Source organism: Pseudarthrobacter sp. MOO13, assembly GCF_058267655.1.
Genome location: NZ_CM177848.1, coordinates 3,426,118 through 3,448,892, shown reverse-complemented (window position 1 = coordinate 3,448,892; position 22,775 = coordinate 3,426,118). Strand labels below are relative to the sequence as shown.

The 22,775-nt window shown below is 67.8% G+C and carries 20 protein-coding genes, 1 tRNA gene, 1 pseudogene and 1 riboswitch; of the genes and pseudogenes, 13 read left to right on the top strand and 9 right to left on the bottom strand.

Translation table 11 applies throughout. The annotated features are described in order from the left end of the window. Window positions 1-420: 420 nt before the first annotated feature. A complete protein-coding gene (locus AC4EEO_RS15680; RefSeq protein WP_347885946.1) occupies window positions 421-1,455 on the top strand; it encodes a zinc-dependent alcohol dehydrogenase family protein in 1,035 nt (344 codons plus the stop codon). 114 nt (window positions 1,456-1,569) lie between these two features. Here AC4EEO_RS15680 and AC4EEO_RS15675 read toward each other — a convergent pair. Beyond that, a tRNA-Ser gene (locus tag AC4EEO_RS15675) sits at window positions 1,570-1,659 on the bottom strand. A 109-nt stretch (window positions 1,660-1,768) separates the two neighbouring features. Between AC4EEO_RS15675 and AC4EEO_RS15670 the strand changes: the two genes are divergently transcribed. The 4 genes from AC4EEO_RS15670 (at window position 1,769) to AC4EEO_RS15655 (ending at window position 5,910) form a co-directional block, all read left to right on the top strand. Continuing rightward, entirely contained in the window at window positions 1,769-3,328 is a 1,560-nt protein-coding gene (locus AC4EEO_RS15670; RefSeq protein ID WP_491339230.1) for an HNH endonuclease signature motif containing protein, read from the top strand. 69 nt (window positions 3,329-3,397) lie between these two features. Further along, window positions 3,398-4,426: a zinc-dependent alcohol dehydrogenase gene (locus AC4EEO_RS15665; RefSeq protein WP_491339229.1), complete on the top strand. Its 1,029-nt coding sequence runs from the start codon at window positions 3,398-3,400 to the stop codon at window positions 4,424-4,426. A gap of 3 nt (window positions 4,427-4,429) precedes the next feature. After that, window positions 4,430-4,825, top strand: a complete 396-nt coding sequence (locus AC4EEO_RS15660) for a 6-pyruvoyl trahydropterin synthase family protein (RefSeq protein WP_491339228.1) — start codon at window positions 4,430-4,432, stop codon at window positions 4,823-4,825. 2 nt (window positions 4,826-4,827) lie between these two features. After that, window positions 4,828-5,910, top strand: coding sequence for a glycosyltransferase family 4 protein (locus tag AC4EEO_RS15655; protein ID WP_491340435.1), 1,083 nt, complete (start codon window positions 4,828-4,830; stop codon window positions 5,908-5,910). Window positions 5,911-5,953: 43 nt separating this feature from the next. Here the strand turns inward: AC4EEO_RS15655 and AC4EEO_RS15650 are convergent, their stop codons facing one another. Next, window positions 5,954-6,469 (bottom strand): nucleoside deaminase, encoded by a 516-nt coding sequence (locus AC4EEO_RS15650; RefSeq protein ID WP_141180750.1) that lies wholly within the window; start codon window positions 6,467-6,469, stop codon window positions 5,954-5,956. Window positions 6,470-6,524: 55 nt separating this feature from the next. Between AC4EEO_RS15650 and AC4EEO_RS15645 the strand changes: the two genes are divergently transcribed. From AC4EEO_RS15645 to AC4EEO_RS15635, 3 genes are read left to right on the top strand one after another with little or no spacing between them, the layout of a single operon-like run. After that, complete coding sequence (locus AC4EEO_RS15645) at window positions 6,525-7,328, top strand: phosphatase PAP2 family protein (protein WP_491339227.1); 804 nt, start codon at window positions 6,525-6,527, stop codon at window positions 7,326-7,328. Window positions 7,329-7,340: 12 nt separating this feature from the next. Next, entirely contained in the window at window positions 7,341-7,976 is a 636-nt protein-coding gene (gene upp, locus AC4EEO_RS15640) for a uracil phosphoribosyltransferase (RefSeq protein WP_109044758.1), read from the top strand. Between the two features lie 44 nt (window positions 7,977-8,020). Further along, window positions 8,021-8,422, top strand: coding sequence for a glyoxalase superfamily protein (locus tag AC4EEO_RS15635; protein ID WP_109044757.1), 402 nt, complete (start codon window positions 8,021-8,023; stop codon window positions 8,420-8,422). Window positions 8,423-8,489: 67 nt separating this feature from the next. Here AC4EEO_RS15635 and AC4EEO_RS15630 read toward each other — a convergent pair whose 3' ends face one another. The 6 genes and pseudogenes from AC4EEO_RS15630 to AC4EEO_RS15605 all read right to left on the bottom strand — a co-directional run bounded on the left by AC4EEO_RS15630 (window position 8,490) and on the right by AC4EEO_RS15605 (window position 17,442). Further along, window positions 8,490-9,197 carry an aggregation-promoting factor C-terminal-like domain-containing protein gene (locus tag AC4EEO_RS15630; protein WP_026264763.1) on the bottom strand — a complete coding sequence of 236 codons (708 nt, stop codon included), beginning with the start codon at window positions 9,195-9,197 and terminating at the stop codon, window positions 8,490-8,492. A 5-nt stretch (window positions 9,198-9,202) separates the two neighbouring features. Beyond that, window positions 9,203-9,363, bottom strand: a riboswitch (cyclic di-AMP (ydaO/yuaA leader). Between the two features lie 145 nt (window positions 9,364-9,508). After that, window positions 9,509-11,585 (bottom strand): annotated as a pseudogene (locus AC4EEO_RS15625) (glycosyltransferase family 39 protein). Window positions 11,586-11,591: 6 nt separating this feature from the next. After that, complete coding sequence (locus AC4EEO_RS15620; RefSeq protein ID WP_491339226.1) at window positions 11,592-13,706, bottom strand: glycosyltransferase family 39 protein; 2,115 nt, start codon at window positions 13,704-13,706, stop codon at window positions 11,592-11,594. Beyond that, on the bottom strand, window positions 13,703-15,130 hold the full coding sequence (locus AC4EEO_RS15615) for a bifunctional glycosyltransferase family 2/GtrA family protein (RefSeq protein WP_491339225.1): 1,428 nt from the start codon (window positions 15,128-15,130) through the stop codon (window positions 13,703-13,705). Before AC4EEO_RS15615 ends, AC4EEO_RS15620 begins: the two co-directional genes overlap by 4 nt. Before the next feature lie 82 nt (window positions 15,131-15,212). Then, entirely contained in the window at window positions 15,213-16,688 is a 1,476-nt protein-coding gene (locus tag AC4EEO_RS15610; RefSeq protein ID WP_109044753.1) for a sensor histidine kinase, read from the bottom strand. 13 nt (window positions 16,689-16,701) lie between these two features. Next, entirely contained in the window at window positions 16,702-17,442 is a 741-nt protein-coding gene (locus tag AC4EEO_RS15605) for a response regulator transcription factor (protein ID WP_018762397.1), read from the bottom strand. 232 nt (window positions 17,443-17,674) lie between these two features. Between AC4EEO_RS15605 and AC4EEO_RS15600 the strand changes: the two genes are divergently transcribed. The 4 genes from AC4EEO_RS15600 (at window position 17,675) to AC4EEO_RS15585 (ending at window position 20,705) form a co-directional block, all read left to right on the top strand. After that, window positions 17,675-18,307, top strand: a complete 633-nt coding sequence (locus AC4EEO_RS15600) for a hypothetical protein (RefSeq protein ID WP_491339224.1) — start codon at window positions 17,675-17,677, stop codon at window positions 18,305-18,307. Further along, window positions 18,289-18,654 (top strand): hypothetical protein, encoded by a 366-nt coding sequence (locus AC4EEO_RS15595; RefSeq protein ID WP_491339223.1) that lies wholly within the window; start codon window positions 18,289-18,291, stop codon window positions 18,652-18,654. Before AC4EEO_RS15600 ends, AC4EEO_RS15595 begins: the two co-directional genes overlap by 19 nt. A gap of 571 nt (window positions 18,655-19,225) precedes the next feature. Beyond that, on the top strand, window positions 19,226-20,089 hold the full coding sequence (locus tag AC4EEO_RS15590; protein ID WP_018762395.1) for a winged helix-turn-helix domain-containing protein: 864 nt from the start codon (window positions 19,226-19,228) through the stop codon (window positions 20,087-20,089). An 88-nt stretch (window positions 20,090-20,177) separates the two neighbouring features. Beyond that, the gene (locus AC4EEO_RS15585; protein ID WP_026264758.1) at window positions 20,178-20,705 is read left to right on the top strand and encodes a SixA phosphatase family protein; all 528 of its coding nucleotides are present in this window, start codon (window positions 20,178-20,180) and stop codon (window positions 20,703-20,705) included. On the opposite strand, the gene AC4EEO_RS15580 is transcribed toward AC4EEO_RS15585, so the two are convergent. Continuing rightward, window positions 20,683-21,612 carry a LysR family transcriptional regulator gene (locus AC4EEO_RS15580; protein WP_491339222.1) on the bottom strand — a complete coding sequence of 310 codons (930 nt, stop codon included), beginning with the start codon at window positions 21,610-21,612 and terminating at the stop codon, window positions 20,683-20,685. The two genes, AC4EEO_RS15585 and AC4EEO_RS15580, sit on opposite strands and share 23 nt — an antisense overlap. Before the next feature lie 73 nt (window positions 21,613-21,685). On the opposite strand from AC4EEO_RS15580, the gene AC4EEO_RS15575 reads away from it, so the two are divergent. Beyond that, complete coding sequence (locus AC4EEO_RS15575) at window positions 21,686-22,690, top strand: EamA family transporter (RefSeq protein WP_491340434.1); 1,005 nt, start codon at window positions 21,686-21,688, stop codon at window positions 22,688-22,690. Window positions 22,691-22,775 lie beyond the last annotated feature (85 nt).

Here is a 22,775-nt window from a genome sequence, read left to right as displayed (position 1 = left end):
CAAAGTATTCGTTCATTCCCGTCCTGGATTCTCATTCAGCGCTTGTCTTCCGGACACCTGACTCCTTGGGCCTATTCTGCCTGATGGCTGCGACAATCGGTTGACCAGCGGTTATACCTGAGGCGTGAGCTGCACCGTCCGCTTCGCTGATGTGTAGTGAAGGCCTCCAGGCGTCCTGACCCTGAGCCGATCGTCCGGGGTTCCTTCCAGAACGCCCACGTCGGCTATTGGGCGGCAGTGGCCTTCCAAGGCAGGGGGCCGACGCGCAGTTGGGACAGGCCCGACGACGGTCCCCTGGCAGCACGCTGCGGCCAATACATCGTCTTGGGGAGGTTTTCAACGCATCGGGCCCACATGGGAAGATGTCGGCCTGAGCCGCTCAAGCACGTGGGCGGCACAACGTCGATATGTGGAGGTCATGTGCGCGCGATTGTCTTGGATGAGATAGCTGGGCCGCTGGCCGTCCGGGAGGTTGGAGAACCTGAGGTGCCGGTGGGCGGCGTCGTCATCAGCGTCGTTGCCACGGGGCTTTGCCGCAGCGACTGGCATGCTTGGGCCGGTCACGACGACATAGCGCTGCCGCACGTCCCGGGACACGAGTTCGCCGGAGTCGTTGCCAGTGTCGGCCCGGGAGTGACGAAGTGGACGGCCGGCGACCGCGTCACCGCGCCATTCGTGGAAGGATGTGGCGCCTGCGAGTGGTGCCTCGGCGGCAACGCGCAGGTTTGTCCGCAGCAGCAACAGCCAGGCTTTACTCACTGGGGTTCCTTCGCCGAGCAGGTAGTAATCCACGCTGCCGACACCAACCTTGTGGCAGTTCCCGACGGGGTCAGCTTCGAGGCTGCCGCCAGCCTGGGCTGCCGGTTTGCCACCGCTTACCGGGCTCTGACCGGACGGGCCGGCCTCAACGCCGATGAATGGGTTACCGTCATCGGGGCAGGCGGCGTGGGGCTCAGCACCGTCATGATCGCCAAGGCCCTCGGCGGCAATGTGATCGCTGTTGACCGGAACCCGGCCGCCCTTGAGGTGGCTGCGCGCCTCGGCGCGGACCATGTCCTAACTGCAGACGGTTCAGACATTCCAGCGCAGGTGCACGCACTCACCGGAGGGAGCCATGTCTCAGTCGACGCCGTCGGCAGCGAGCAGACGTGCGCCGACGCACTCCTGAGCCTGCGCCGCCGGGGCCGGCATGTCCAGATCGGGCTCCTGCCGCCGGTGGAAGGCCACCCCCGGGTGCCCATGGCGCGGGTGATCGCCTGGGAACTGGACGTCTTTGGAAGCCACGGGATGGCCGCCGCGGACTATCCCGGAATGCTCGCCTTGATTGAGTCGGGGGCACTTGAACCCCAGAAGTTGATCGAACGCGTCATTGGGATGGACGAAGCTGCCGAAATGCTGCCCCGGCTGGACACCGCGAAGCTCGCGGGCATGACGATGATCGATCCGACGCGCTGACGCGTTCGGCGCGGACCGGGCGGTGGTCCATGTCGCAGCGTCACCCGGTGCCCCTTTTCCCTGGAATGAAGAAAGGCCCTGCTTCTCTTTTACAGGGAAGCAGGGCCTTCTACGTGGCGGTGACGGTGGGATTTGAACCCACGTTGGCTTTTACACCAAACAACATTTCGAGTGTTGCACCTTCGGCCGCTCGGACACGTCACCAACCTCAATAGGGTACCGGAGCAAGGCCTGCATCCCCAAAACGTGCGCACACCCGGCCAGTGCTCCGGCCCCCGTCTTGATTGTCGTACCCCCTTGTCATGATGGGTTTATGGGGAAATCGGCGGTGGTGAGGGCGTTTGGGGAGATCCGGGCTGCCCTTGCTGTGCTGAATGCCGAGGTCGACGGGGCTGGTTTGGAGCCTTTTTCTGCGGCTGATCCGTTGGCTGGTGTGGCGGCTGGGTGCCTGGACATTCTGGCCGGTGCCCGGGAGGTCGAGGCCGGGTTTGCTGGCCTGAAGGCCAGGGCTGCGGTGACGTATGCGGAGAGCGCCGACGTGGTTGCGGGGCCGGATGTGCCGGTGCAGGCGCGGGAGATGGCGGTCGCGGCGGAGATCGGGTGCGTGCTGGCCCTGGGGCCGCGGGCCGCGTCAGCGTTCCTGATGGCCTCGCATGCCGTTGTTGCCTCGTTGCCGCTGACCTTGTCGGCGTTGCAGGCCGGGGTGATTTCCTGGGGCCACGCGGTGGTGATGGCGGATGAGACGGCGTGCCTTGATGCTGCGGGGGTGGCGGCGTTGGAAGCCCATTTCCTGGACCCGGACGCCGCGGACCCGGCGCGGGGCTGCCCGGTGGGTGCGTTGCCGGCGCACCGGTTCAAGGCCAAGGCCCGGACCTGGCGGGAACGCCACCACGCCGAGAGCATCGAGACACGCCACGCCAAGGGGGTGTCTGAGCGGCGGGTGGAGTTCCGGGCGGACCAGGACGGGATGGCCTGGCTCTCCGCGTGCCTTCCCGCGGACCAGGCCCTGGCCGGGTGGAACCGGCTCACCGCGACCGCCCGTAGCCTGCAGGGCCCCGGCGAGGGCAGGACCCTGACCCAGCTCCGGGCCGACACCTTCGCCGACGCGATCCTCACCAACGGCACCGGCGCCAGCGACACCCGTGCAAGCGGCAGCGGCAGTTTGACCGAGGGCGCGAGTGGCAGCTCCACCGGCGGTGCGGGTGCTGTCCGGGACCGTGTGCTGTCGCCGGTCCGGGCGCAGGTGCTGGTGACGGTTCCGGTGTTCTCGCTGCTGGGCCTGACGGACGAGCCGGCGGTGCTGGACGGGTACGGGCCGGTTCCGCCGTCCATGGCACGGGAGCTGGTGGCCTCCGGGGCGGGGTCGTTTTACCGGGTGTTGGTGGACCCGCGGGACGGGGCCCCGTTGGAGATCGGCCGGACGAGTTACCGGGTGACAGGTCCGATGCGGGCGTGGTTGCGGATGCGGGACGGGAAGTGTCCGTTCCCGGGGTGCAGCAACAACTCCCTGGACAACGATGCCGATCACATCCTCGCCTGGGCCAAGGGCGGCACCACCGGAATCAGCAACCTGGGACAGCCCTGCCCGAAACACCACAAACTCCGACACGCCACGGGCTGGAAACCCACCCCCGCCACCAAGAACGACCCACCCGGCTGGACCTCACCCACAGGCCGCCACTACCAAAGCGAACACCAAGACTGGGAACCACCACGATGGCCTCCGGGATGGTCCTCTGGATTTTTTAAAGGTGAAAGGTACCTGTCACGTGGGCAAAACATGACAGACGAAGAAATGGTGCCTAAAGAACTGCGCGTCGCCAGAGAGCGAAGCGTCCTCGAAGAAGCGCTCCTCAAGCACCTTGTCTCTTGACGCGATCAACCCGCCACGCGTCGTCGGACTTTCCCCGCCGACGCGCGTCCGGATAGATTCGTCAGCAAGATGACAAATTCACAGACTCCGATCCACGCCACCGCATACTGGACCACTGCAAAGGAGCATGGCGAGCTCAGGGCCGAGGACGTGCCCGCCCCGGGACCCGGTGAAGCGCTGGTCCGTGCCCTCTACTCCGGCATCAGCAAGGGCACCGAAATGGTGGTCCATGCCGGGGCAGTGCCGCCGCGGGTCGCGGAGGAAATGCGGGCCCCGCATCAGGAAGGCCAGTTTCCCGGGCCCGTGAAATTCGGCTACCTGTCGGTCGGAGTCGTGGAGGACGGGCCTGAAGGGTGGAAGGGCCAGCGCGTGTTTTGCCTGAACCCCCACCAGGACCTCTACGTAGTCCCGGTGGAGTCCCTGACCAGGATTCCCGACGACGTTCCCTCCCGGCGGGCGGTCCTCACGGGAACGGTGGAAACGGCGGTCAACGCCCTGTGGGAAGCCGGGCCAAGGCTGGGGGACAGGATCGCCGTCGTCGGTGCCGGGTTGGTGGGCGGAATGGTGGCCACGCTCCTGCGCACTTTCCCGCTGCAACGCCTGCAGCTTGTGGACCTGGACGCGGGGAGGAAGCAGCTCGCGGACGCCCTCGGGGTGGACTTCGCACACCCCGACGAAGCCCTGGCCGACTGCGACATCGTGTTCCACTGCTCGGCTTCGCAGGAGGGACTGGAACGCAGCCTGCAGCTGGTCGGCGATGAGGGTGACGTGATCGAAATGTCGTGGTACGCCAACCGGGAAGTCACTGTGCCGCTGGGGGAGGACTTCCACGCCCGGCGCCTGTCCATCAGGGCCAGCCAGGTTGGTACCGTGGCACGCGCCCGGCGCCACCGCCGCACCAATGCCGACCGCCTGGACCTGGCAGTGTCGCTGCTCAAGGACCCCGTCTTCGACGCATTCCTGACAGGTTCGTCCCGGTTCGAAGACCTGCCCGGCGTCGTCCAAAGCCTGGCGGACGGCACCTTGGAAGCCCTGTGCCACGTCGTCGAATACCCCGCCACCAGCCCAGCTGCCCACGACTCCGAAAACTTGAGGTAACCCATGTTCAGCCTGACCGTCCGCCGCCACTTCATGATCGCCCACAGCCTTCCGCGTAAAGCCTTCGGACCTGCACAGGGACTCCATGGGGCCACTTTCGTGGCCGAGGTGGCCTTCCGCCGCCGCGTCCTGAACGATGATGCGATCGTCCTGGATATCGGTGCCGCCGGAACCATCATCGAGGAAGTACTCGCCGACCTGAACTACAAAAACCTGGACGAGCACCCGGATTTCGACGGCAAGCTCAGCACCACGGAGGCGCTGGCCGAGTACATTGCCAATAAAGTCGCCACCCGGATCAAGGACAGCGACGACGGCCGCGAACTCGCAGGCCTCGACGTCACGCTGCGCGAGAATCCGGACGCGTGGGCCGCCTATTCCCTGGACTTCACCGCCTGACCGTGCGGCACATCCGGCTGCTGGTCCCCGGAAACATCCGCCACAGCTCGGGCGGCAACGTCTACAACGCGTGCCTGGTTGCCGGCCTCCAGGCCTTGGGTGAAGGGGTTGAGGTCATTGCCGTGGAGGGCACCTGGCCGGATGCCGGCGCACACGATCGACGCCGGTTGGGTGCCCTCCTCGGGGCGTGGAACCCGGAAACTCATCCCGGGCAGCCTGTGGCGATCGTGGATGGACTGGTGGCCGTCGGCGCTCCGGACGAACTGGAATTCGCTGCGAAGGCCGGCCGGCAAACGTGGGTCCTGGTGCATATGCCTGTGCCGGAAGATGCAGGCGGCCGGGCCCTTCTACGTGAGGGCAGGGCTTTGCGCGCCGCAGCCGGCGTCATCTGCACCAGCACGTCTGCGGCAAACGAGCTCCGCAAACGGGGGCTCCCGCAAGCGCGGGTCGTCCTGCCCGGAGTTGTCCCAGCAGCCCAGGCCTGCGGTTCAACGCCCCCGCACCTGGCCCTGGTGGCCGCCTTGCTGCCCAACAAGGACCAGCTGCTGGCCGTGGAAGCACTCGCCCAAATCCAGGACGTGCCATGGACTGCGTCCCTGGTGGGATCCGACCGCGCCGACCAAGCCTACGCGCAGGAAATCCGGGGCGCCGTCCTCGCCCACGGATTGCAGGAACGGGTCCGGCTCACCGGCGAGCTGACCGGTGAAACACTGGAAAATGAATGGGCGAAGACCGACCTCAGCCTGTTGCTGTCCCGGGCGGAGGCATTCGGAATGGTGGTCACCGAGTCCCTGGCCCACGGCATCCCCGTCGTTGTCCGGGAAGAGACAGGGGCAGTGGAGGCCCTGGGCCTGGCAGGATTAACAGCGGCCGACGGCGGCCCCCGCCTTCCCGGGGCAGTGCTGCGGCTGCCGGCCGGGGGACAGGAAAGTCCCAGACTGCTGGCAGGGGTCCTGCGGCGGTGGCTTGGGGACGCCGCTCTCCGCGAAAGTTGGCGCGCAGCAGCGCTGGAGGCGCGGACGAGGCTACCGGGCTGGAGCAGTACCGCCCGGGAAGTGCTGGCCCTGCTGGGGGCCCGGGACTGACAGCGGGACTGAGCCCGGGCCGACTGCGGACCAGGGCTGTGGACTAGGGCTGCGGGCTGATACTCCGGTGTCCCGCGAAAAACTCCCGCAACAGTAGGGCGCACTCTTCCTCGCGGACGCCCGGGTACACTTCAACCCAGTGGTTGAGCCGCCGTTCGCGGAGGATGTCGAACACCGAACCGGCAGCGCCGGCCTTTTCGTCCCAGGCACCGAACACCACCCGCGGGATCCGGGCCAGGACGATCGCGCCGGCGCACATGGCGCAGGGTTCCAGCGTGACCACCAGCGTGCAATCAGACAACCGCCAGCCGTCGCCGCTGCCGCCGCCGAGCCGTGCCCGTTCCTGCAGCCGGGCCGCCGCTTCCCGGATGGCCACCACCTCGGCGTGGGCCGTGGGGTCGCCCAGTTCCTCCCGCTGGTTCCGGCCGGAACCCAGGACCCCGCCGTCGGGCCCCAGCACCACGGCGCCGATGGGAACATCCTCCGTTGCGAGTGCCCGGCGCGCTTCCGCCAACGCAAGGCCCATCCAGGCATGATGTTTCTTTTCGGGCAACGGCATGGCTCAATGATAGTTTCGGGGATACTCAGGTTACTTACCGACGCCGGGAGGCACCATGGACACTCTTCGGGATCGCCTAGGTCTTTGGTTCAAGCCCTATGCGGCGCTGGTCCTCACCATCCTCGTGGGCGGTGCGATCATCGTATCCCTGGCCTTGCTTGGCGCCGAGGTGTACGACAATGTGGTGGATTCCGCGGGCCTGGCCAACCTGGACAAGCCGGCCCTGGCCCTGTCGGAGAGCTTGCGCAGCCCCGGCCTCGATGCGTTCGTTACCGGCTTCACCAATATCGGCGGCGGAATCGGAATGCCCATCCTCGCCAGCATCCTCACCGCCTGGCTGACCTTCCTCAGCCGGAACTGGCGGCCCCTCATCCTGGTTGGCGGCGCAGCGGCCGTCTCCATCATGGCCACGACGTTCGGCAAGAAACTGGTGGGCCGCACCCGCCCGGACCACGCGGACGCGGTGCCCCCATACGAGGATTCACCGTCGTTCCCGAGCGGGCACACCCTGAACACCACCGTGGTGATCAGCCTGGTGGTGTACCTGATCTGCCTCCAGTTCCACGCCATGCGCGTCCGGGTCCTGGCCATCACGGCGGGCGCGGTGTTCATCATCGCCATGGGTTTGAGCAGGGTTTTCCTGGGCCACCACTGGCTCACGGATGTCATGGCGGGCTGGCTGCTGGGGCTCACCTGGGTGGGTGTGGTGATTATGGCCCACCGGCTGTTCCACATTGTCCGCAGGCGGGAACACGTGGGTGCGGCGCCGTCGTTCGACCGTCCCATCGTCCGGGACGTGGTGGCCGAGGAGCTGCACGACGGCGAACACTACGGACCCGGCAAAGGCAGCGCCGGATGATAGTTTTAGGGGATGCGCACTCTCGTTGTTGACCACCCCCTGGTCGCCCACAAGCTCACCGTCCTGCGGGACAAAAACACGCCGTCGCCGGTCTTCCGCCAGCTGACGGAGGAGCTGGTGACCCTCCTGGCCTATGAGGCCACGCGGGAGGTCCGCACCGAGCCCGTCACCATCCAAACGCCCGTCAGCACCACGGTCGGCACCGCGTTCACCAAGCCCACGCCGCTGGTAGTTCCCATCCTGCGCGCCGGCCTGGGCATGCTGGAAGGCATGACCAAGCTGGTGCCCACCGCCGAGGTGGGCTTCCTGGGCATGGCCCGGGACGAGGAAACCCTGGACATCATCACGTATGCCGAGCGCCTCCCCGAGGACCTCACCGGCCGCCAGGTCTTCGTCCTGGACCCGATGCTGGCCACCGGCGGAACCCTGCGTGAGGCCATCAAGTTCCTCTTCAAGCGCGGCGCCTCCGACGTCACCTGCATCTGCCTGCTGGCAGCCCCGGAGGGCCTGGCCAAGCTGGAGGAGGAACTGGGCGACGCGAACGTGCACATCGTCCTGGCCTCCATCGACGAGAAGCTCAACGAGAAGTCCTACATTGTTCCCGGCCTCGGCGACGCCGGCGACCGCCTGTACGGGATCGCCGGGTAGGTTCCACCCTTTTTCAAAACCGTTCCCGCCGCTAGCCTGTGCGGATGGACTGGAAACTAGAACTCGTCTTTGTCCCTGTATCCGATGTGGACCGCGCCAAGGATTTCTATGTTAACAAGGTTGGCTTCAACGCCGACTACGACGAACGCCCGTCGGAGTCGATCCGCTTCGTGCAGTTGACGCCACCCGGCTCCGCCTGCTCCATCTGCATCGGCGAAGGGCTCACCGACGCTCCGCCCGGCACAGGATCCAACCTCCAGCTGGTGGTCAGCGACATCGAGGCTGCCCACCGCCAGCTCAAGGGCAACGGCGTGGACGTCAGCGACGTGGATGTGCAGCAGTGGGGCCACTTCCTGTACTTCGCCGATCCGGACGGCAACAAGTGGTCTGTCCAGTACATCCCCTGGCGGAACGCCGGGCCGGGCGACGTCCAGGGCGCCGGTTAACGCAAACCGCGGGCCGCATCGACATGATGCGGCCCGCGGTTTGCGTTGCGCCCGGTGCTGGTGGTGCCTAGTACCAGTTGTGTGCCAGGTGGAAGTTCAACGCGCCGCAGGGCGAGGCGTAGCTCTTCTTGATGTAGTCCAGGCCCCAGTTGATCTGCGTGCGGTAGTTGGTTAGGTAGTCGGCGCCTGCGCTGGCCATCTTCTCCGCCGGCAGCGACTGGACGATGCCGTACGCGCCGCTGCTGGCGTTGGTGGCGGTGGTGGTCCAATCGGATTCCTTGGTCCACAGCGTCTGCAGGCACTGCATCTGGTCCGGTCCCCAGCCAAAGGAGGACAGCTGGCTGGCGGCGTAGGCCTGGGCGCCCGCGGGATCGTTGACCGCGACGGCGGGAGCAGGCTCAGGCGCGGGGGCCGGCGCAGGTGCGGGTGCTTCAGCCGGCGGGGCGGCGGGAGCGGGCGCGGGGGCCGGCTCCGCGGCCTGCGGTGCCACGCTGATGGCGGAAGGAGCAGGATTCGCGGCCGGGTTGGACCGGATTTCGCTCTTCTCGATGCTCATCTGGGCATCCGCCGCCGACGTGGAAGCGCTTGACCCGGTGGACGACGCCTGGGTCATGCTGTTGGTCGCCTGGCCTGCCGCGCCAACGCCAACCAGCACCGCGCATGATGCAGCGAGGACCGCAACACGCCGGCCCACGGTGGTCTTTTTGGCGGGCTGGGGTTTGGCCCGATGTTTTGCCTTGGTTTGCAGGCATGGTTTTGCCATGGATTTAGACATGATTGATCGCCTCTCACACCTGCGGAGTTAGCTGTCGGGTTCGGATGAGGGCATCCGGCCGCACGGAAAAAACACGTGCTGGCTTAACCCCAAGGGCAATCATTGCCCGGGACGGTGGGTCCCCCGCCTCTGCCGTTGCTCAAGCGGAATCCGGGAAGCGGCAGAGCTTGGCGTCAACCCGGGATATGCGGCCCGAACGGGGACCGCACCCAATCGACGGTACAGGAAGATTGCGCATTAGTCACATTTGGGTAACGGAAGTCACGAATCATGGCGCGTCGATTTGCTGCAGGCGGATCCCCGGCGCCGGGTTATCCCGCCAGGATATAGACCGTGGTCCCGCCAATGTTTTGCGCCGGGAACGTGGACTCCACCCACTGTGCAATCCGGGTGGAGGCGTCAGAGCCGCTGCTGGACATCATGGTCCCGCCGGCAATGAAGTAGTGGATCCGGCCTTGGGAGACCAGCGCTTGGAACTGTTCCAGCGTGGGGGAGGGGTCGGTGCCGTTGAAGCCGCCCACGGCCATCACCGGCAGTTCCGTGGCCAGTTGGTAACCTGCGGCATTGTTCGAACCGACTACTGCCGCTGCCCAGGTGTAGTTTGAGGCACCGTCCTTCAACGCGGCCACGAGCCCGGCCGACGGCGTGGGCGCACCCAGAAGGCCGGCCATCCCGCCGGCGCGGCCACCGGTGGCACCCTGACCGCCCTGCGCTGCCCCGCCCTGGCCGGCCCCCTGGCCTTGTCCGCCCTGGCCGGCACCCTGGCCTTGTCCGGCCTGGCCGTTGAACTGCCGGGACGTGCCGCCCGCGCCAAACCCGCCGGTCCGGTTTCCGCCGAACCCGCCCGGGCCGCCGAACGACGGCGCCGGTCCGGCGCTGACAATGGCCCCGCTGTGCGCCGTCGCCGCCGTCGACATGGAGAAGGCCAGCGGGCCGGCGAGCGATGCCGCAATGGCGAGCGCCGTCGTCGTCCGTTGCACGGAGCGCAGGCGGATGAACCTGTTCAACCCTGTTCCTGCTGCGGCCGCAAGGCCTGCCGCCAGCACCACCCAGCGCAGCCACGGGCCGTAGGCGGATGTGGTTCCCAGCAGGGTGAATGCCATCAGGGGCTGCCGCGGCCACTGCGGCGGCCAGGAAGACCGCCGCGGCGGCCTGCCGCCGGTGCTGCCAGAGAAGTACCGGGCCCAGGCCGGCCAGGGCTGCGATCCCCGGTGCCAATGCCACCGCGTAGTAGGGGTGGATGATGCCCGCCATGAAACTGAAGACCAGGCCGGTCACCAGGACCCAGGAACCCCAGATGAGCACCGACGCCCGGACGGCGTCAGTCCGCGGCGCCCGGCGTCCCACCCACAGCAGGCCGGCAGCAAGGATCAGTGCGGAGGGCAGCAGCCACGCGATCTGGCCGCCAAATTCGCTGTTGAACATCCGCAGCAGCCCCGGAACGCCCCAGCCGTTGGCGCCGCCCACGCTCCCTGTCTCGTCGCCTGTCAGCCGGCCCAGGCCGTTGTAGCCGAGGGTCAGTTCCAGGATGGAATTGTCCTGCGAACCACCAATGAACGGACGGTCCGCAGCCGGGATGAGCTCCACGACGGCCAGCCACCAGCCGGCCGCGGCAAGCATCGCGGCACCGGTGGCGAGCAGGTGCAGCAGCCGCCGACCCAGCCTGGCGGGTGCCGCGACCAGGTAGGCGAGGGCAAACCCGGGAACCACCAGCAGGACCTGCAGCTGCTTGGCAAGGAACCCGAAGCCCAGGAAAACCCCTGCCAGCAGGAGCCAGCGCAGCCTGTCCTCCTGCACGGAGCGGAGCACCGCATAGGCCGCGGCGGTCATGAGCAGCACCAGCAGGGCGTCCGGGTTGTTGAACCGGAACATCAGCGTGGCCACGGGCGTCAGTGCCAGCGCAACGGCGGCCAGCAGCCCTGCCCGGTGGGCGAGGCGCGGGTCACCGGTGGCCGGTGCCGCGGCCCGCCGGACAGCCAGGTACAGCAGCCAGGCGGTGCCGACGCCCATCAGGGCTTCAGGAACCAGGATGCTCCAGGAGCTCAGGCCGAAAATCCGGACCGACAACCCCATGATCCACAGGGACGCCGGTGGCTTGTCCACCGTGATGGAGTTGGCGGCGTCCGAGGAACCGAAGAACCAGGCCGCCCAGTCCTGCGATCCGGCCTGGGCGGCGGCGGAGTAGAAAGCGTTGGCCCAGCCCGATGCCCCGAGGTTCCACAGGTACAGCACGGCGGTAGCTGCCAGCACGGCTGCCAGTTCCAGGCGGTGCCGGAGGGCCGGGGGCTCCCGCCGCACGCCGGCCGCGGCAGCAGGGCTGGAGGCAGCAGGGCCGGGGGCAGCGGGAGCGGAGGGAGCCTGCACCGGAGTGGAGTTAGATCTGGCCATGGGGTCCTACTTGGTGAGTTGGTACACCGTGGAGTTACCCACGGTTTGGGCCTGGAAGTTGGCTTGCACCCAGGCGGCCACCTCGGAGTTGCCGCCCCGGCCGCCCATGCCGCCGCCCATGCCGCCTTCGATGAAGTAGCTGATCTCACCCCTGGCCACCATGGCCTGGAACTCGGCGAGCGTGGGATAGGGGTCGCCGCCGTTCCAGCCGCCCAGGGCAATGACGCTGGTGTTCGTGGCCAGTTCCAGGCTGGCGGCCTGGCTGGCCCCGGAGACAATCGCCGACCACTTCGTGGTGGTGCCGGTGAGCAGTGCGGTCACGGCTGCATCGGCGGTGCCTTCGCCGGGACCACCCGCCCCGCCAGCTCCGGGGGCCCCGGTGAAGCCGCCGGCTCCGTTCGCGGGATCAAAACCGCCGGCACCGGCTGCCGCATCCGTTCCGTCGGTCCGGTCGCCACGGAGCGCGGCGTCGTCCCGGAAGCCGGCAGCCCTGTTGCCGAAACCGCCCGCCGACGAACCTGCGGGCCCCGACGTCGGGATGGATCCCGAATGGGCGGACGCGGCGGTGGCCAAGGTCCAGGCAGCCGTTCCAAGGCCCCCGGCCAGCAAGGAGAGGACGACGACGGCAGCCGTCCCGGAGCGCCGGAACCGTCCCGCAGCGCCCTTGCCGTCAAGGCGGAGGAGGATGGCGGCCGCGGCAAGGACACCAAGGACGATGGTGGCGATGCGCAACCACGGCAGCCACGACGCGTCGCGGCCCAGCAGCACCGAGGACCAGATGGAGGTGCCTAAGACCACGACGGCAAGAGTGGTCCGTGCCGGCCAGTACGCGCGGCCGCGCCAGAGTTCCGCCGCGCCGATGCCCACCAGCGCGGCGATGGCCGGTGCCAGTGCCACCGAGTAGTAGGGGTGGACGATGCCGCTCATGAAGCTGAAGACGCCCGCCGTGACCAGCAGCCAGCCGCCCCACAGGATCAAGGCCGCGCGGCTCCGGGATGTGCGCGTTTCGCGGCGGGTGAACCACAAGCCTGCCACCACCAGCACCAGGGCGGCAGGCAGCAGCCAGGACACCTCGCCGCCGAAGCTGGTCCCGAACATCCGCAGCAGGCCGGCCGCGCCGCCGAATCCCGCATTTCCGCCGCCGAAGCCGCCCGCCGCACCGCCGCCCGGGCCGCCGGCTCCACCTCCGGGCATTCCTTCACCCGAACCGGTGATGCGGGCCAGGCCGTTGTAGCCGAAGGTCAGTTCCAGGAAGCTGTTGGTGGTGGACCCGGCCATGTACGGCCGTTCGGAGGCCGGCGTCAGCTGGAAAAGGGCAACGTAGCTGCCGGCCACCACGATGATCCCGCCCAGCGCGCCGAGCAAGTGGACCAGCCGGCGTCCCAGCGGTGTGGGGGCAGCCCACAGGTAGGCAAGTCCAAGCGCGGGAACCACCAGGAAGCCTTGCAGCATCTTGCTGAGGAACGCCAGGCCTATCACGGCCCCCGCCGCCACCAGCCACTTCCATCCGGCCCGTTCGATGGCCCGGGTGGTGAAGTACGCCGCCAGCACCAGGCAGAGGGTGAGCATGGCGTCCGGGTTGTTGAATTTGAACATCAGCGCCGCCACGGGCGTCAGTGCGAGGGCGCCGCCGGCCAGGAGGCCTGCCACCGGACCGGAAACCCGCTTCACAGCGAGGTACAGGAAGCCGACGGCGGCCACTCCCATGAGCGCCTCGGGCACCAGCATGCTCAGTGACGAGAAGCCGAAGATGCGGCCCGCGAGGGCCGGGATCCAGAGCGCCGCGGGCGGCTTGTCCACGGTGATGGCGTTTCCGGCGTCGAGCGATCCGAAGAGGAACGCCGTCCAGTCCTTGGTGCCCGCCTGGATGGCGGCGGCATAGAAGGAGTTTCCGTAGCCGGTGGCGGCCAGGTTCCAGAGGTACAGGATTGCCGTGGCCACCAGGAGGCCGGCGGCCGAGGGCCGCACCCAGCGGGGCTGGCCGCCGAAGGCGTAGCGGGTCCAGCGCGGTCCGGTGCGTGCGGGGCCGGCAGAGGAAGCCGCGGCACCTGACGGGTGCTGTGGACCGTCGGTTGATTCGGTGGTCGATCCGGCGCCTGCCGGTGAAAAGGTGGAGGTCATGATGCTGCCGTTTCTGTGGAGGCGGTGGCGGTCGTGTCGTCGGCGGACGAAGCTGCGGGGGTTCCGGCGGATGGTGTTGCCGGTCCCGGGCCTGTCCATGGAACGGGGCGCGTGGAGGGTGCTGTACGCGGCGCCCGCTCCCGGAAGACCCAGAGCCGGAACAGCAGGAACCGCACGGCGGTGGCGGCGAGGTTCGCCGCCACGACGGTGAGGATTTCCGCCCACCGGTCCGGCGTCGTCGTCCTGTGCACCAGTGCCAGCGCACCCGAGGTGAGCAGCAGGCCGATGCCGAACACGATCAGCCCCTCAAAGTGGTGCCGGACCGGGTTGCCACCCTGGATGCCGAACGTGAAGCGCCGGTTGGCTCCCGTGTTGGCGACCGCCGTGATCAGCAGGGCCAGGAAGTTGGCAAGTTGGGGATCCATGAAGCCGCGGCAGAATACGAAGATCGCCAGGTAGGCCAGGGTCGACGCCGCACCGATGGCGGCGAAGCGCACCAACTGGCCAAACAGGCTGCCGCCGCGCGTTTGCTCGGCCGCCCGGGACGAGGCGGGCAGCGGCCCCCGCGCCAGGGCTGCCCGCAGCTCCGGAACCGGGATGCGGCCGTAGAGCAGGTCGCGGGTGAGCCGTGCCATGCCCCGGACGTCCGCCAGCGCCGTCCGCAGCACGTCAACGCTTGAATCAGGGTCGTCGATCCAGTCCACGGGAACCTCATGGACGCGCAGGCCGCACCGCTCCGCCAGGACCAGGAGCTCGGTGTCGAAGAACCAGGAGTTGTCCACGGTGTACGGAAGGATCTGTTGGGCCACGTCTGCGCGGATCGCCTTGAACCCGCACTGTGCGTCACTGAACCGGGCACCCATGAAGGAGTGCAGCATCAGGTTGTAGCCGCGCGAGATGAATTCCCGCTTGGGTCCGCGGACTACGCGGGAGTTGCGGGTCAGCCGGGTGCCGATGGCAAGGTCCGAATGGCCGGAGATCAGCGGCGCCAACAGTGGTGCCAGGGCCGCAAGGTCGGTGGAGAGGTCCACGTCCATGTAGGCCAGGACCGGCGACGGCGACGCCAGCCACACCTTGCGCAGTGCATTTCCGCGGCCCTTTTCGTCGAGGTGGACCACCGCGAGTTCGGGGAACTCCCGGGCCAGGCGTTCGGCGAGCTTCAAGGTGCCGTCCGTGCTGGCGTTGTCGGCCACGGTGATCCGGAAGGAGTGCGGAAAGGAATCGAGCAGGTGGGTGTGGAGCCTGCGGAGGCATTCCTCCAGGTCGCGTTCCTCGTTGAAGACCGGGATGGTCACATCCAGGACCGGCGCGGTGGTGCGGGTGTCCACGGGGGCGCGCCGTCCGGCGCGCCCCCGTGATGGAATGCCCACCGGCGCCACCGCGGCGTCCGGCAGGGTTCCTGAAGTGGAGTCGGTGAGCGTCATGAATCAAGAGTGGCGCCGCCGTATTTGAGGGCTTTAGGCGCAACCTGTGACGTGCCTGTGTAAGTGCGGCCGGCGCTCGCAGTCAGGAGGTGGCGGTTGCCGCTGCCGGCAGGCGGACGGCGAACTCGGTCCTGCCCGGCCGGGAGGCGAGTTCCACGGTGCCGCCATGGGCCGCGACGATGGATTCGACGATCGAAAGCCCCAGCCCGGACGATCCTTCGGAGCCTGAACGGGAGGCATCGGCCCGGGTGAACCGGGAGAAGATGTTGCCCTGGAACTCGGCGGGAATCCCGGGTCCGTCGTCGGTGACCGTGACCACCACGCTGCCGTCGGCGGAGCGCATGACCCCGGTGGTGACGGTGGTGCCGGCCGGCGTGTGCTTCCTGGCGTTCGAGAGCAGGTTGGCCAGGACCTGGTGGAGCTGGGTGGTGTCGCCGCGGACGGTTACCGGTTCATCGGGCAACGTCAGCTGCCAGGTGTGGTCCGGTGCCATGACCTTTTCGTCGCTGACGGTTTCGATCACCAGCTGGGTGAGGTCCACATCGGTGGTTTCGGTCGCCTTGCCCTCATCCAGCCGGGCCAGCAGCAGCAGGTCCTCCACCAGGGCGGTCATGCGCTCAGACTGGCTTTGCACCCTGCCCAGCGACTTTTGGCCGTCCTCGGTGAGGGTTTCGGTCATGCGCATCAGCTCGGTGTATCCGCGGATGGCGGTCAATGGGGTCCGGAGCTCATGGGAGGCGTCCGCCACGAACTGGCGCACTTTCATCTCACTCCGTTGCCGGGCTTCGAGAGCGCTGGAGACGTTGTCCAGCATGAGGTTCAGCGCGTGCCCCACGCTGCCCACTTCCGTGGTGGGATGCGCTGCCGACGGCGGGACACGCACCGCCAGGGCTACCTCGCCGGCGTCGAGCGGCAGCTTGGAAACCTTGGTGGCGACGTCGGAGAGCTGCTCCAGCGGCCGCATGGTCCGGCGGATCAACGCCGTGCCGGCCAGCCCGATCAGGACGAGGCCGCCCAGTGACACCAGCACCATCGTCAACACCAGCGAGGCCTCGGTGCTTTCCTTGGTTGCCAGCGGCAGCCCGGTGATCACCACGTCGCCATAAGGGGTCTGTGTCGCCATGAGCCGGTAGTCGCCGTTGGACAGTTCCCGGTCAACCGGGCTGCCGTCACGGGGGAGGGCCTGCAGGGTGGCCGTGTCCCGGGAAGTCAGCGGCGTGCGGGTGAAATCCGCGGACAGGAAACCCGCTTCCCGAGTGATCTGGCCACCCACCACCCTGGCGTTGAGTGTTCCCACGCTTTGACCCCGCGCGTCGAGCGGATCCGGTCGGCCCGAGGGATTGCCCTCGGGCGGGCGGCCGCGTGAAGCCATGGTCAGCTGCTCGTCCAACTGCTTGGAGAGGACGACGTCCATCGAGGCGTAGCTGACCACGCCGATCGCACTCGAGATGGCCACCAGGAGGGCCATGGAGAGCAGGATCAGGCGGGTCCGAAGATGCCAGGTGGCAGGGTTGAACCACGAGCGGCCGGTGGGCCGGGGAACCCCGGAAAGAGACACGCGTTTCCTTTGGCTAGTCTGCGGGTTTGATGACGTAGCCGGCTCCGCGCACCGTATGGATCATGGGCGGATGGTTGGCTTCGAGCTTCTTGCGCAGGTAGGAGATGTACAGCTCCACGATGTTCGCCTGGCCGCCAAAGTCGTAGTCCCACACGTGGTCCAGGATCTGGGCCTTGCTCACCACGCGCTTGGGGTTTTCCATGAGGTAGCGGAGGAGTTCAAACTGCGTGGCCGTCAGTTGGATTTCCTCCCCGGCCCGGGTGACCTCCCGGGTGTCCACATTGAGGACCAGGTCGCCAACCACCAGTTCGGCCGTATCCATGGCGGCCACGCCGGAGCGCTGGACCAGGCGGTGCAGGCGCAGCAGGACTTCCTCCATGCTGAAGGGCTTGGTCACATAGTCGTCGCCGCCGGCTGCCAGCCCCACGATCCGGTCCTGGACATCGTCTTTTGCGGTCAGGAACAGCGCGGGCACCTCCGGCGCGAAGGCGCGGATCCTGCCCAGCAGCTCCACGCCGTCGAACCCCGGCAGCATGACGTCGAGCACCAGGACGTCCGGATGGAAGTCCTTGGCAAGCTTGACGGCCGTGGGCCCGTCCCCGGCTACGGCCACGGACCAGCCCGCCATGCGCAGGCCCATGCTCATCAGCTCCGACAGGCTGGGTTCGTCATCGACCACCAGGGCCCGGATCGGAGAGCCGTCGGGATGGGAGAGCTGGGGCAGGTTGTTGGTCATGGAGTGCGGGGATGCCATGGGACAACTCTCCGATCTACCGGTGTGCCGGTGCTTTGCCGTTGCTGTGTTCCAGCTGTGAGCTCCAGCCTAGCCACCTGGACCCGAGGCCAGGAGCCTGCCCGTGCAGGCGGAAGCGTGCAGGTCACAGGCCGTGGTGGCCTGCTGCACAGCCTCTGCACAGCAATTCGGCAGAGCCTGTTGGAACAGACAGCATCACCACCAGCAGTTTCGACCTTCTTGGAGAATGACAATGGACGAGCACAACACCAAGCCAGCCCCGGGCACATCAGGGCAGAACCGGCAGCCGGCCCCCGTCTGGGGAGGCTCACCAGAGGGCAGCGGCCACGGCGCGGCGGCCCCCGTCTGGGGAGGCTCACCAGAGGGCAGCGGCCACGGCGCGGCGGCCCACGACCGGGAGTTCCCGGCCAACCAGGGCGGGGGAGCATACGAAACGGTCGGGCAGGAGCAGCCTTCGCAGGGTTGGGGAACGCCCGTGGAAGGTCCGCGATCGGCAGGGTGGGGTACTCCGCCGGCAAACGGCCAGGTGCACAGCGGCGGCACTGGTTGGGGCGCACCGCAGCAGTACGCTTCCACCTCGGCGTCCCGCGGGCAGAAAGGTGCGTGGACGGCTAAGAAGGGACTCCTGGTTGGGGGCGCGGCCGTGGTCCTGGGCGCAGCGGCCGGCGCCGGCGCCTACGCTGCCGGAAACGGCTCGGGCTCAGCAGCCAACGCCCAAGGCGCCGGCGCGGTCAGCCAGCTCGGTCCCGGCGGGCAGAACGGCATGGCCGGGCCGGGCAGCCAGGCCGGTACCAACGGCGGCACGGCCGGCGGCATGGGAATGGACGGGGGCCCGGTGGCTTGGGCATGGGGGCGGCAGGCCTGAACGCTGCCATCCACTCCGAGTATGTGGTCCTGGAAGGTTCGAACTACGTGACCATGGCGGGCCAGGCGGGCACGGTGACGGATGTGTCGGCCACGTCGCTGACGGTCAAGAGCGAGGACGGCTTCTCCCGGACCTATGCCGTGGGCTCCGATGTGCAGGTCACCCAGGGGATGAGGCAGCGCGGGGGCACTTCCACTGGTGGCACGCTTAGCTTGTCCAACGTGACCGCGGGATCCAGCGTTCGGGTGACCGCGCTCAAGGACGGCGACACTTACACCGTCCAAGCCATCCAGCTTGCCACCGCCGGTTCCGGTACCTCGGCAGGTGCCGGAACCAGCAGCAACTGATCCCGGCATGCCGTACCACTCCCAGGCAGGTCCTGCCGCCGGCCCACGCCCGCCGTCCGGGCAAAAAAATCTGCCGCCGGCAGGACCGGGACTGGACATGGGCTCCAGTCGTCCGGCCGATTCTATGTCAAGCGATTGAATTTCAGGGAGATTCGGAGAATTAGCGTTCCATCGAATTATCTTCCGAGTGGGCGGCTATCCGGGGCTTTCCTCCGGATAACGAACGTTATTATTTCCCCATCTCGAAATAGTGATCTAAAACACAATCGACGGTTTTGTCTCACCATGTGGACGAATTGGTCCATTGTTACTTGCAAGTTGGCATTGTTACGCTGCACACTTCCAATGTGAACAAGAACTCAACAGCACCTGCAGCCGCAGAATATTGGCCCAGCACATCCGCTGCTGCCGACATGCGCTGTTGTCGAATGCACGCCTGACCTTCGCACCCCTGAAGTTCTTAGGCATTCGCCCCCCAGCCCAGCGTCGGGCGTCCCTCCCCGGTCCGCGTTGACGGGGAATCCAGCATTCGAGCCGCGAGCGCGGCCATTCACATTGAGGTAAGCATTCCATGTCAGTTGCATCCGGATACGTCCACATCTCCGTCCGTAACGCCGCCAAGGCAGGCCAGCCCTCCGGCCTGCGCCCCGGTTTCGGGCCCCGCCCGTCGCTCGCTCCCACCTCCGGAAGCGCCTTCCCCGCGCAGGGCTACGCCCCGCAGGGATACAACCCGAACTCCTACGGCCAGCTCCGCGCCGTCCAGCCTGCCGAGGCCGCTCCCGTCACGGCCCCCACGCCCGTGGTGGCCGGTCCGAATGCTGTCCGCCCGGTGGCCAATGACAATGTGGCCCGCGGGTTCGTCCTGTACATGGGGATCGATGAGGAAACCGCGGCAGCAGCCGGCACCTCCATCGCCAAGCTCGCCCAGGAAATCCGTGCCTACGCCCAGTCGCTGGTTTCCGGTGCCGAGAGCTACGCCGCCGTTGCGGTAGCTCCCGCAGGCACCCCCGGGTCCGCACTCGACGTCGTCCGTTCCACGTTCGGCGACCCCACGGTCAACTCCCGCCAGCGCACCGAGGCCGCCCGTCCTGCGCAGCCGCAGGAACCGCGCCCCTCCGGTGTCCTGATCGACCTCGCGCGCCGCGAAGTCCACCTCGATGGTGAATCCCTGAACCTCACCTTCAAGGAATTTGAACTCCTCAACTACCTCGTTGAGAACGGCACCCGCACCGTGGGCCGCGACGAACTGCTCGAAGGGTTGTGGCGCAACGCCGAAGAGGTGCCCAATGAGCGCACCATCGACGTCCACATCCGGCGCCTCCGTTCCAAGCTGGGCCGCCTTGCCAATACCGTCCGCACGGTCCGCGGCCAGGGCTACCGGTTCTACGAGCACCCCGAGGTTGTTGTCTGGGCCGCTCCCGAGTACTCCATCTAGCGTCGGGTTCCACCCGTCCTGCCCCACCGGGCGGGGAGCATTTTGCGGGACCAACTTAGGGGCCCACGGGATTGGCTAGGCTTGGGCCATGAGTTCGCACCATGTTCGACGCCTCGTGATCATGCGCCATGCCAAGGCTGACTGGCCGGGCGGGGTGGCCGATCATGAGCGGCCGCTCGAGGAACGCGGACACCGGGAAGCACCGCTCGCCGGGCGGTGGCTGCTCAAGCACAACATCGTCCCCGACTTCATCCTGTGCTCCAGCGCCCTGCGCACCCGGCAGACGTGCACCTGGGTCTGCTCCGAACTGGGGGACAAGGCGCCCACGCCCAAGCTTGAAGACGGCTTGTATGCGGCCTCAGCGCAGCGGATGCTCACCGTGGTCAACCACGTGCCGGACACCGTGACCACGCTGATGCTGATCGCGCACCTGCCCGGCGTGCAGGACCTGGCAATGCACCTCGCCTCCCGGGACTCCGACCACGACGCCTACATGGATGCCGCCACCCGCTTCCCCACCAATGCGCTGACCGTGCTGGAGACAGAGAAACCCTGGGCGGAACTGGATGGGCAGGACGCCAGGATTACCCGGTTCAAAGTTCCCCGGGCCCACTAGCGGCAACCCTGCCTGCGGCAATCTCCCGCAGCAGGCCCGCGACGTGCCTGATGCCGGGGCTGGCCGTCATGGTCTTGCGATGGATGAGCCCAACCTGGCGGGCCTGGACCGGGTTGACCACCGGAACGGCCACCACATCCCGGGGGAGTGCCGGCCGCCCCAGCCGGGGAACAAGCGCCACCGCCACCGCCTGCTCCACCATCGCAATATGCGTCGCGAAATCGGGATCGTACACCCGGATGTCCGGCACCCGGCCCAAATCCGCGAAAATCCGCAGCAGGGCTTCGTTGCAGATTGCCCCCGCCGGCGTGCTGATCCAGCGTTCGTCAACAAGCTCCGCCGGTGCAACCGCAGGGCGCCCCGCCAGGTGATGGCTGCGGTGCACCAGGACGTCCGCCACATCCTCGCACAGCCACTCCAGCGTCAGATGCTCCGGGATCACCAAGGGCACCGAATTCCAGTTGTGCACCAGGCCGAGGTCCGCCTCCCCGTTGGCCACCCGGGCCACGGCTTCCCGCGGATCCTCGGCCAGTACGGAGATACCCAACGGCACCCCTGACTTTTCGAGCTGTGCCAGCAGCGGGCCCACCAGTCCGCGGCAGGCCGTGGAAAATGACACCACCCGGAGGCTGCCGCTGGGTGTGGCCGGATCTGCCAGGAGCGTGGACTGCAGTTCCTCCAGTTCGGCCAGGATGCGCCGGCCGTACGCCGCCAGGGCCAGTCCGCGCTCCGTGAGCAGGACGCCGCGGCCCCGGCGCTCCAGCACCGCGAAGCCGGCTTCCTTCTCCAGCTTCTTCACCTGTTGGGACACGGCCGATGGGCTGAACCCCATGGCCTCCGAAGCCGCAATGACGGAACCGTGCTGCTCCACCGCTGCGAGGGCCCGCAGGGAGCCAATATCAATCATGAAGCAAAGGTACATGATTCACGGTATAAACCAGCGCTGGTGCTTCATCCGCGGCCCTGTCAGAGTATGGATTGTGAACCTGCGCGATTCCCTGCTAGCCGTCCTTGTCGCCCTGCTGTGGGGCCTGAATTTTGTGGCCATCGACCTCGGGCTGCACGCCGGCGGCCACGACTTCCCGCCGCTGCTGTTCGTCGCCATGCGCTTCGTCCTGGTGGTGTTTCCGTGGATCTTCTTCATCAGGAAACCGGACGTCGGCTGGAAGGCCATCCTCGGCGTCGGACTCTTCATGAGCGCCGGCCAGTTCGGCCTCCTGTACCTGGCCATGGCCTTGGGCATGCCCGCGGGGCTCGCGTCCCTGGTCCTGCAGGCGCAGGTCCTGCTGACCGTCCTCCTTGCCGCGGGCTTCCTGGGCGAACGCCCCAGCCGGCGGCAGCTGGCGGGCGTCGTGCTGGGCGTCGCCGGACTCACCGTCGTGGCGGCAGGACGCAGCGCTGTGGCGCCGCTGCTCCCGCTGGTCATTGTCCTGGCCGCGGCGTTGTCATGGGCCGCCGGGAATGTCTTGGCCCGGAAGGCCAAAGCCGCCTCCGGCCTGGGGCTGGTGGTCTGGTCCGGGGCTGTGGTCCCGCTTCCGCTGGGCGCATTGTCCGTGCTGGTGGACGGCCCGGATACGGTGTGGCAGTCGCTGGCCACCCTGCAGATGCCCACCGTGCTCAGCGCGTTGTACACGGCAATCTTTGCCTCGCTGGTGGGTTACGGCATTTGGAACCGGCTCCTTGCCAGCCACCCGTCGTCGGCCGTGGTGCCCTTCACGCTCCTGGTCCCGGTGGTGGGCATGAGCGCGGCGTGGCTGGTCCTCGCAGAGGTGCCGTCGGCAACGGAACTGGCGGGCGGACTGCTTCTCCTGGGTGGCGTCGCGACCGCGGTGATCACCGGAACGGGCGGGCGCCGTCAGCGGCGCGGGGCTGAGCCGCTGCCGGGCCGTGGTGCCGGTTTGGGGGCCGGAGACGCGGACGACGACGGGCGCTTGGCTGCCGCCGATGTCCCGCGGGCGGGAGCGCGGGAGGCCGACGTCCGCTGACCGGGGGACGCCTGGACGCCGGATGCGTGGGGCCCGGAGGCCTGGCCGGCCCGTGGTGCGGCACCGCGCGGGCTGCGCGGCGGCC

Excerpts from the sequence above, each read along its gene's own strand:
- AC4EEO_RS15600 (WP_491339224.1), top strand. The coding sequence starts at position 17,675 with ATGGACGAGCACAACACCAAGCCAGCCCCGGGCACATCAGGGCAGAAC.
- AC4EEO_RS15665 (WP_491339229.1), top strand. The coding sequence starts at position 3,398 with ATGACAAATTCACAGACTCCGATCCACGCCACCGCATACTGGACCACT.
- AC4EEO_RS15670 (WP_491339230.1), top strand. The coding sequence starts at position 1,769 with ATGGGGAAATCGGCGGTGGTGAGGGCGTTTGGGGAGATCCGGGCTGCC.
- AC4EEO_RS15580 (WP_491339222.1), bottom strand. The coding sequence starts at position 21,612 with ATGATTGATATTGGCTCCCTGCGGGCCCTCGCAGCGGTGGAGCAGCAC.
- AC4EEO_RS15650 (WP_141180750.1), bottom strand. The coding sequence starts at position 6,469 with ATGCCGTTGCCCGAAAAGAAACATCATGCCTGGATGGGCCTTGCGTTG.
- AC4EEO_RS15620 (WP_491339226.1), bottom strand. The coding sequence starts at position 13,706 with ATGACCTCCACCTTTTCACCGGCAGGCGCCGGATCGACCACCGAATCA.
- AC4EEO_RS15635 (WP_109044757.1), top strand. The coding sequence starts at position 8,021 with ATGGACTGGAAACTAGAACTCGTCTTTGTCCCTGTATCCGATGTGGAC.
- AC4EEO_RS15630 (WP_026264763.1), bottom strand. The coding sequence starts at position 9,197 with ATGTCTAAATCCATGGCAAAACCATGCCTGCAAACCAAGGCAAAACAT.
- AC4EEO_RS15615 (WP_491339225.1), bottom strand. The coding sequence starts at position 15,130 with ATGACGCTCACCGACTCCACTTCAGGAACCCTGCCGGACGCCGCGGTG.
- upp (WP_109044758.1), top strand. The coding sequence starts at position 7,341 with ATGCGCACTCTCGTTGTTGACCACCCCCTGGTCGCCCACAAGCTCACC.
- AC4EEO_RS15660 (WP_491339228.1), top strand. The coding sequence starts at position 4,430 with ATGTTCAGCCTGACCGTCCGCCGCCACTTCATGATCGCCCACAGCCTT.
- AC4EEO_RS15645 (WP_491339227.1), top strand. The coding sequence starts at position 6,525 with ATGGACACTCTTCGGGATCGCCTAGGTCTTTGGTTCAAGCCCTATGCG.
- AC4EEO_RS15595 (WP_491339223.1), top strand. The coding sequence starts at position 18,289 with ATGGGGGCGGCAGGCCTGAACGCTGCCATCCACTCCGAGTATGTGGTC.
- AC4EEO_RS15605 (WP_018762397.1), bottom strand. The coding sequence starts at position 17,442 with ATGGCATCCCCGCACTCCATGACCAACAACCTGCCCCAGCTCTCCCAT.
- AC4EEO_RS15585 (WP_026264758.1), top strand. The coding sequence starts at position 20,178 with ATGAGTTCGCACCATGTTCGACGCCTCGTGATCATGCGCCATGCCAAG.
- AC4EEO_RS15590 (WP_018762395.1), top strand. The coding sequence starts at position 19,226 with ATGTCAGTTGCATCCGGATACGTCCACATCTCCGTCCGTAACGCCGCC.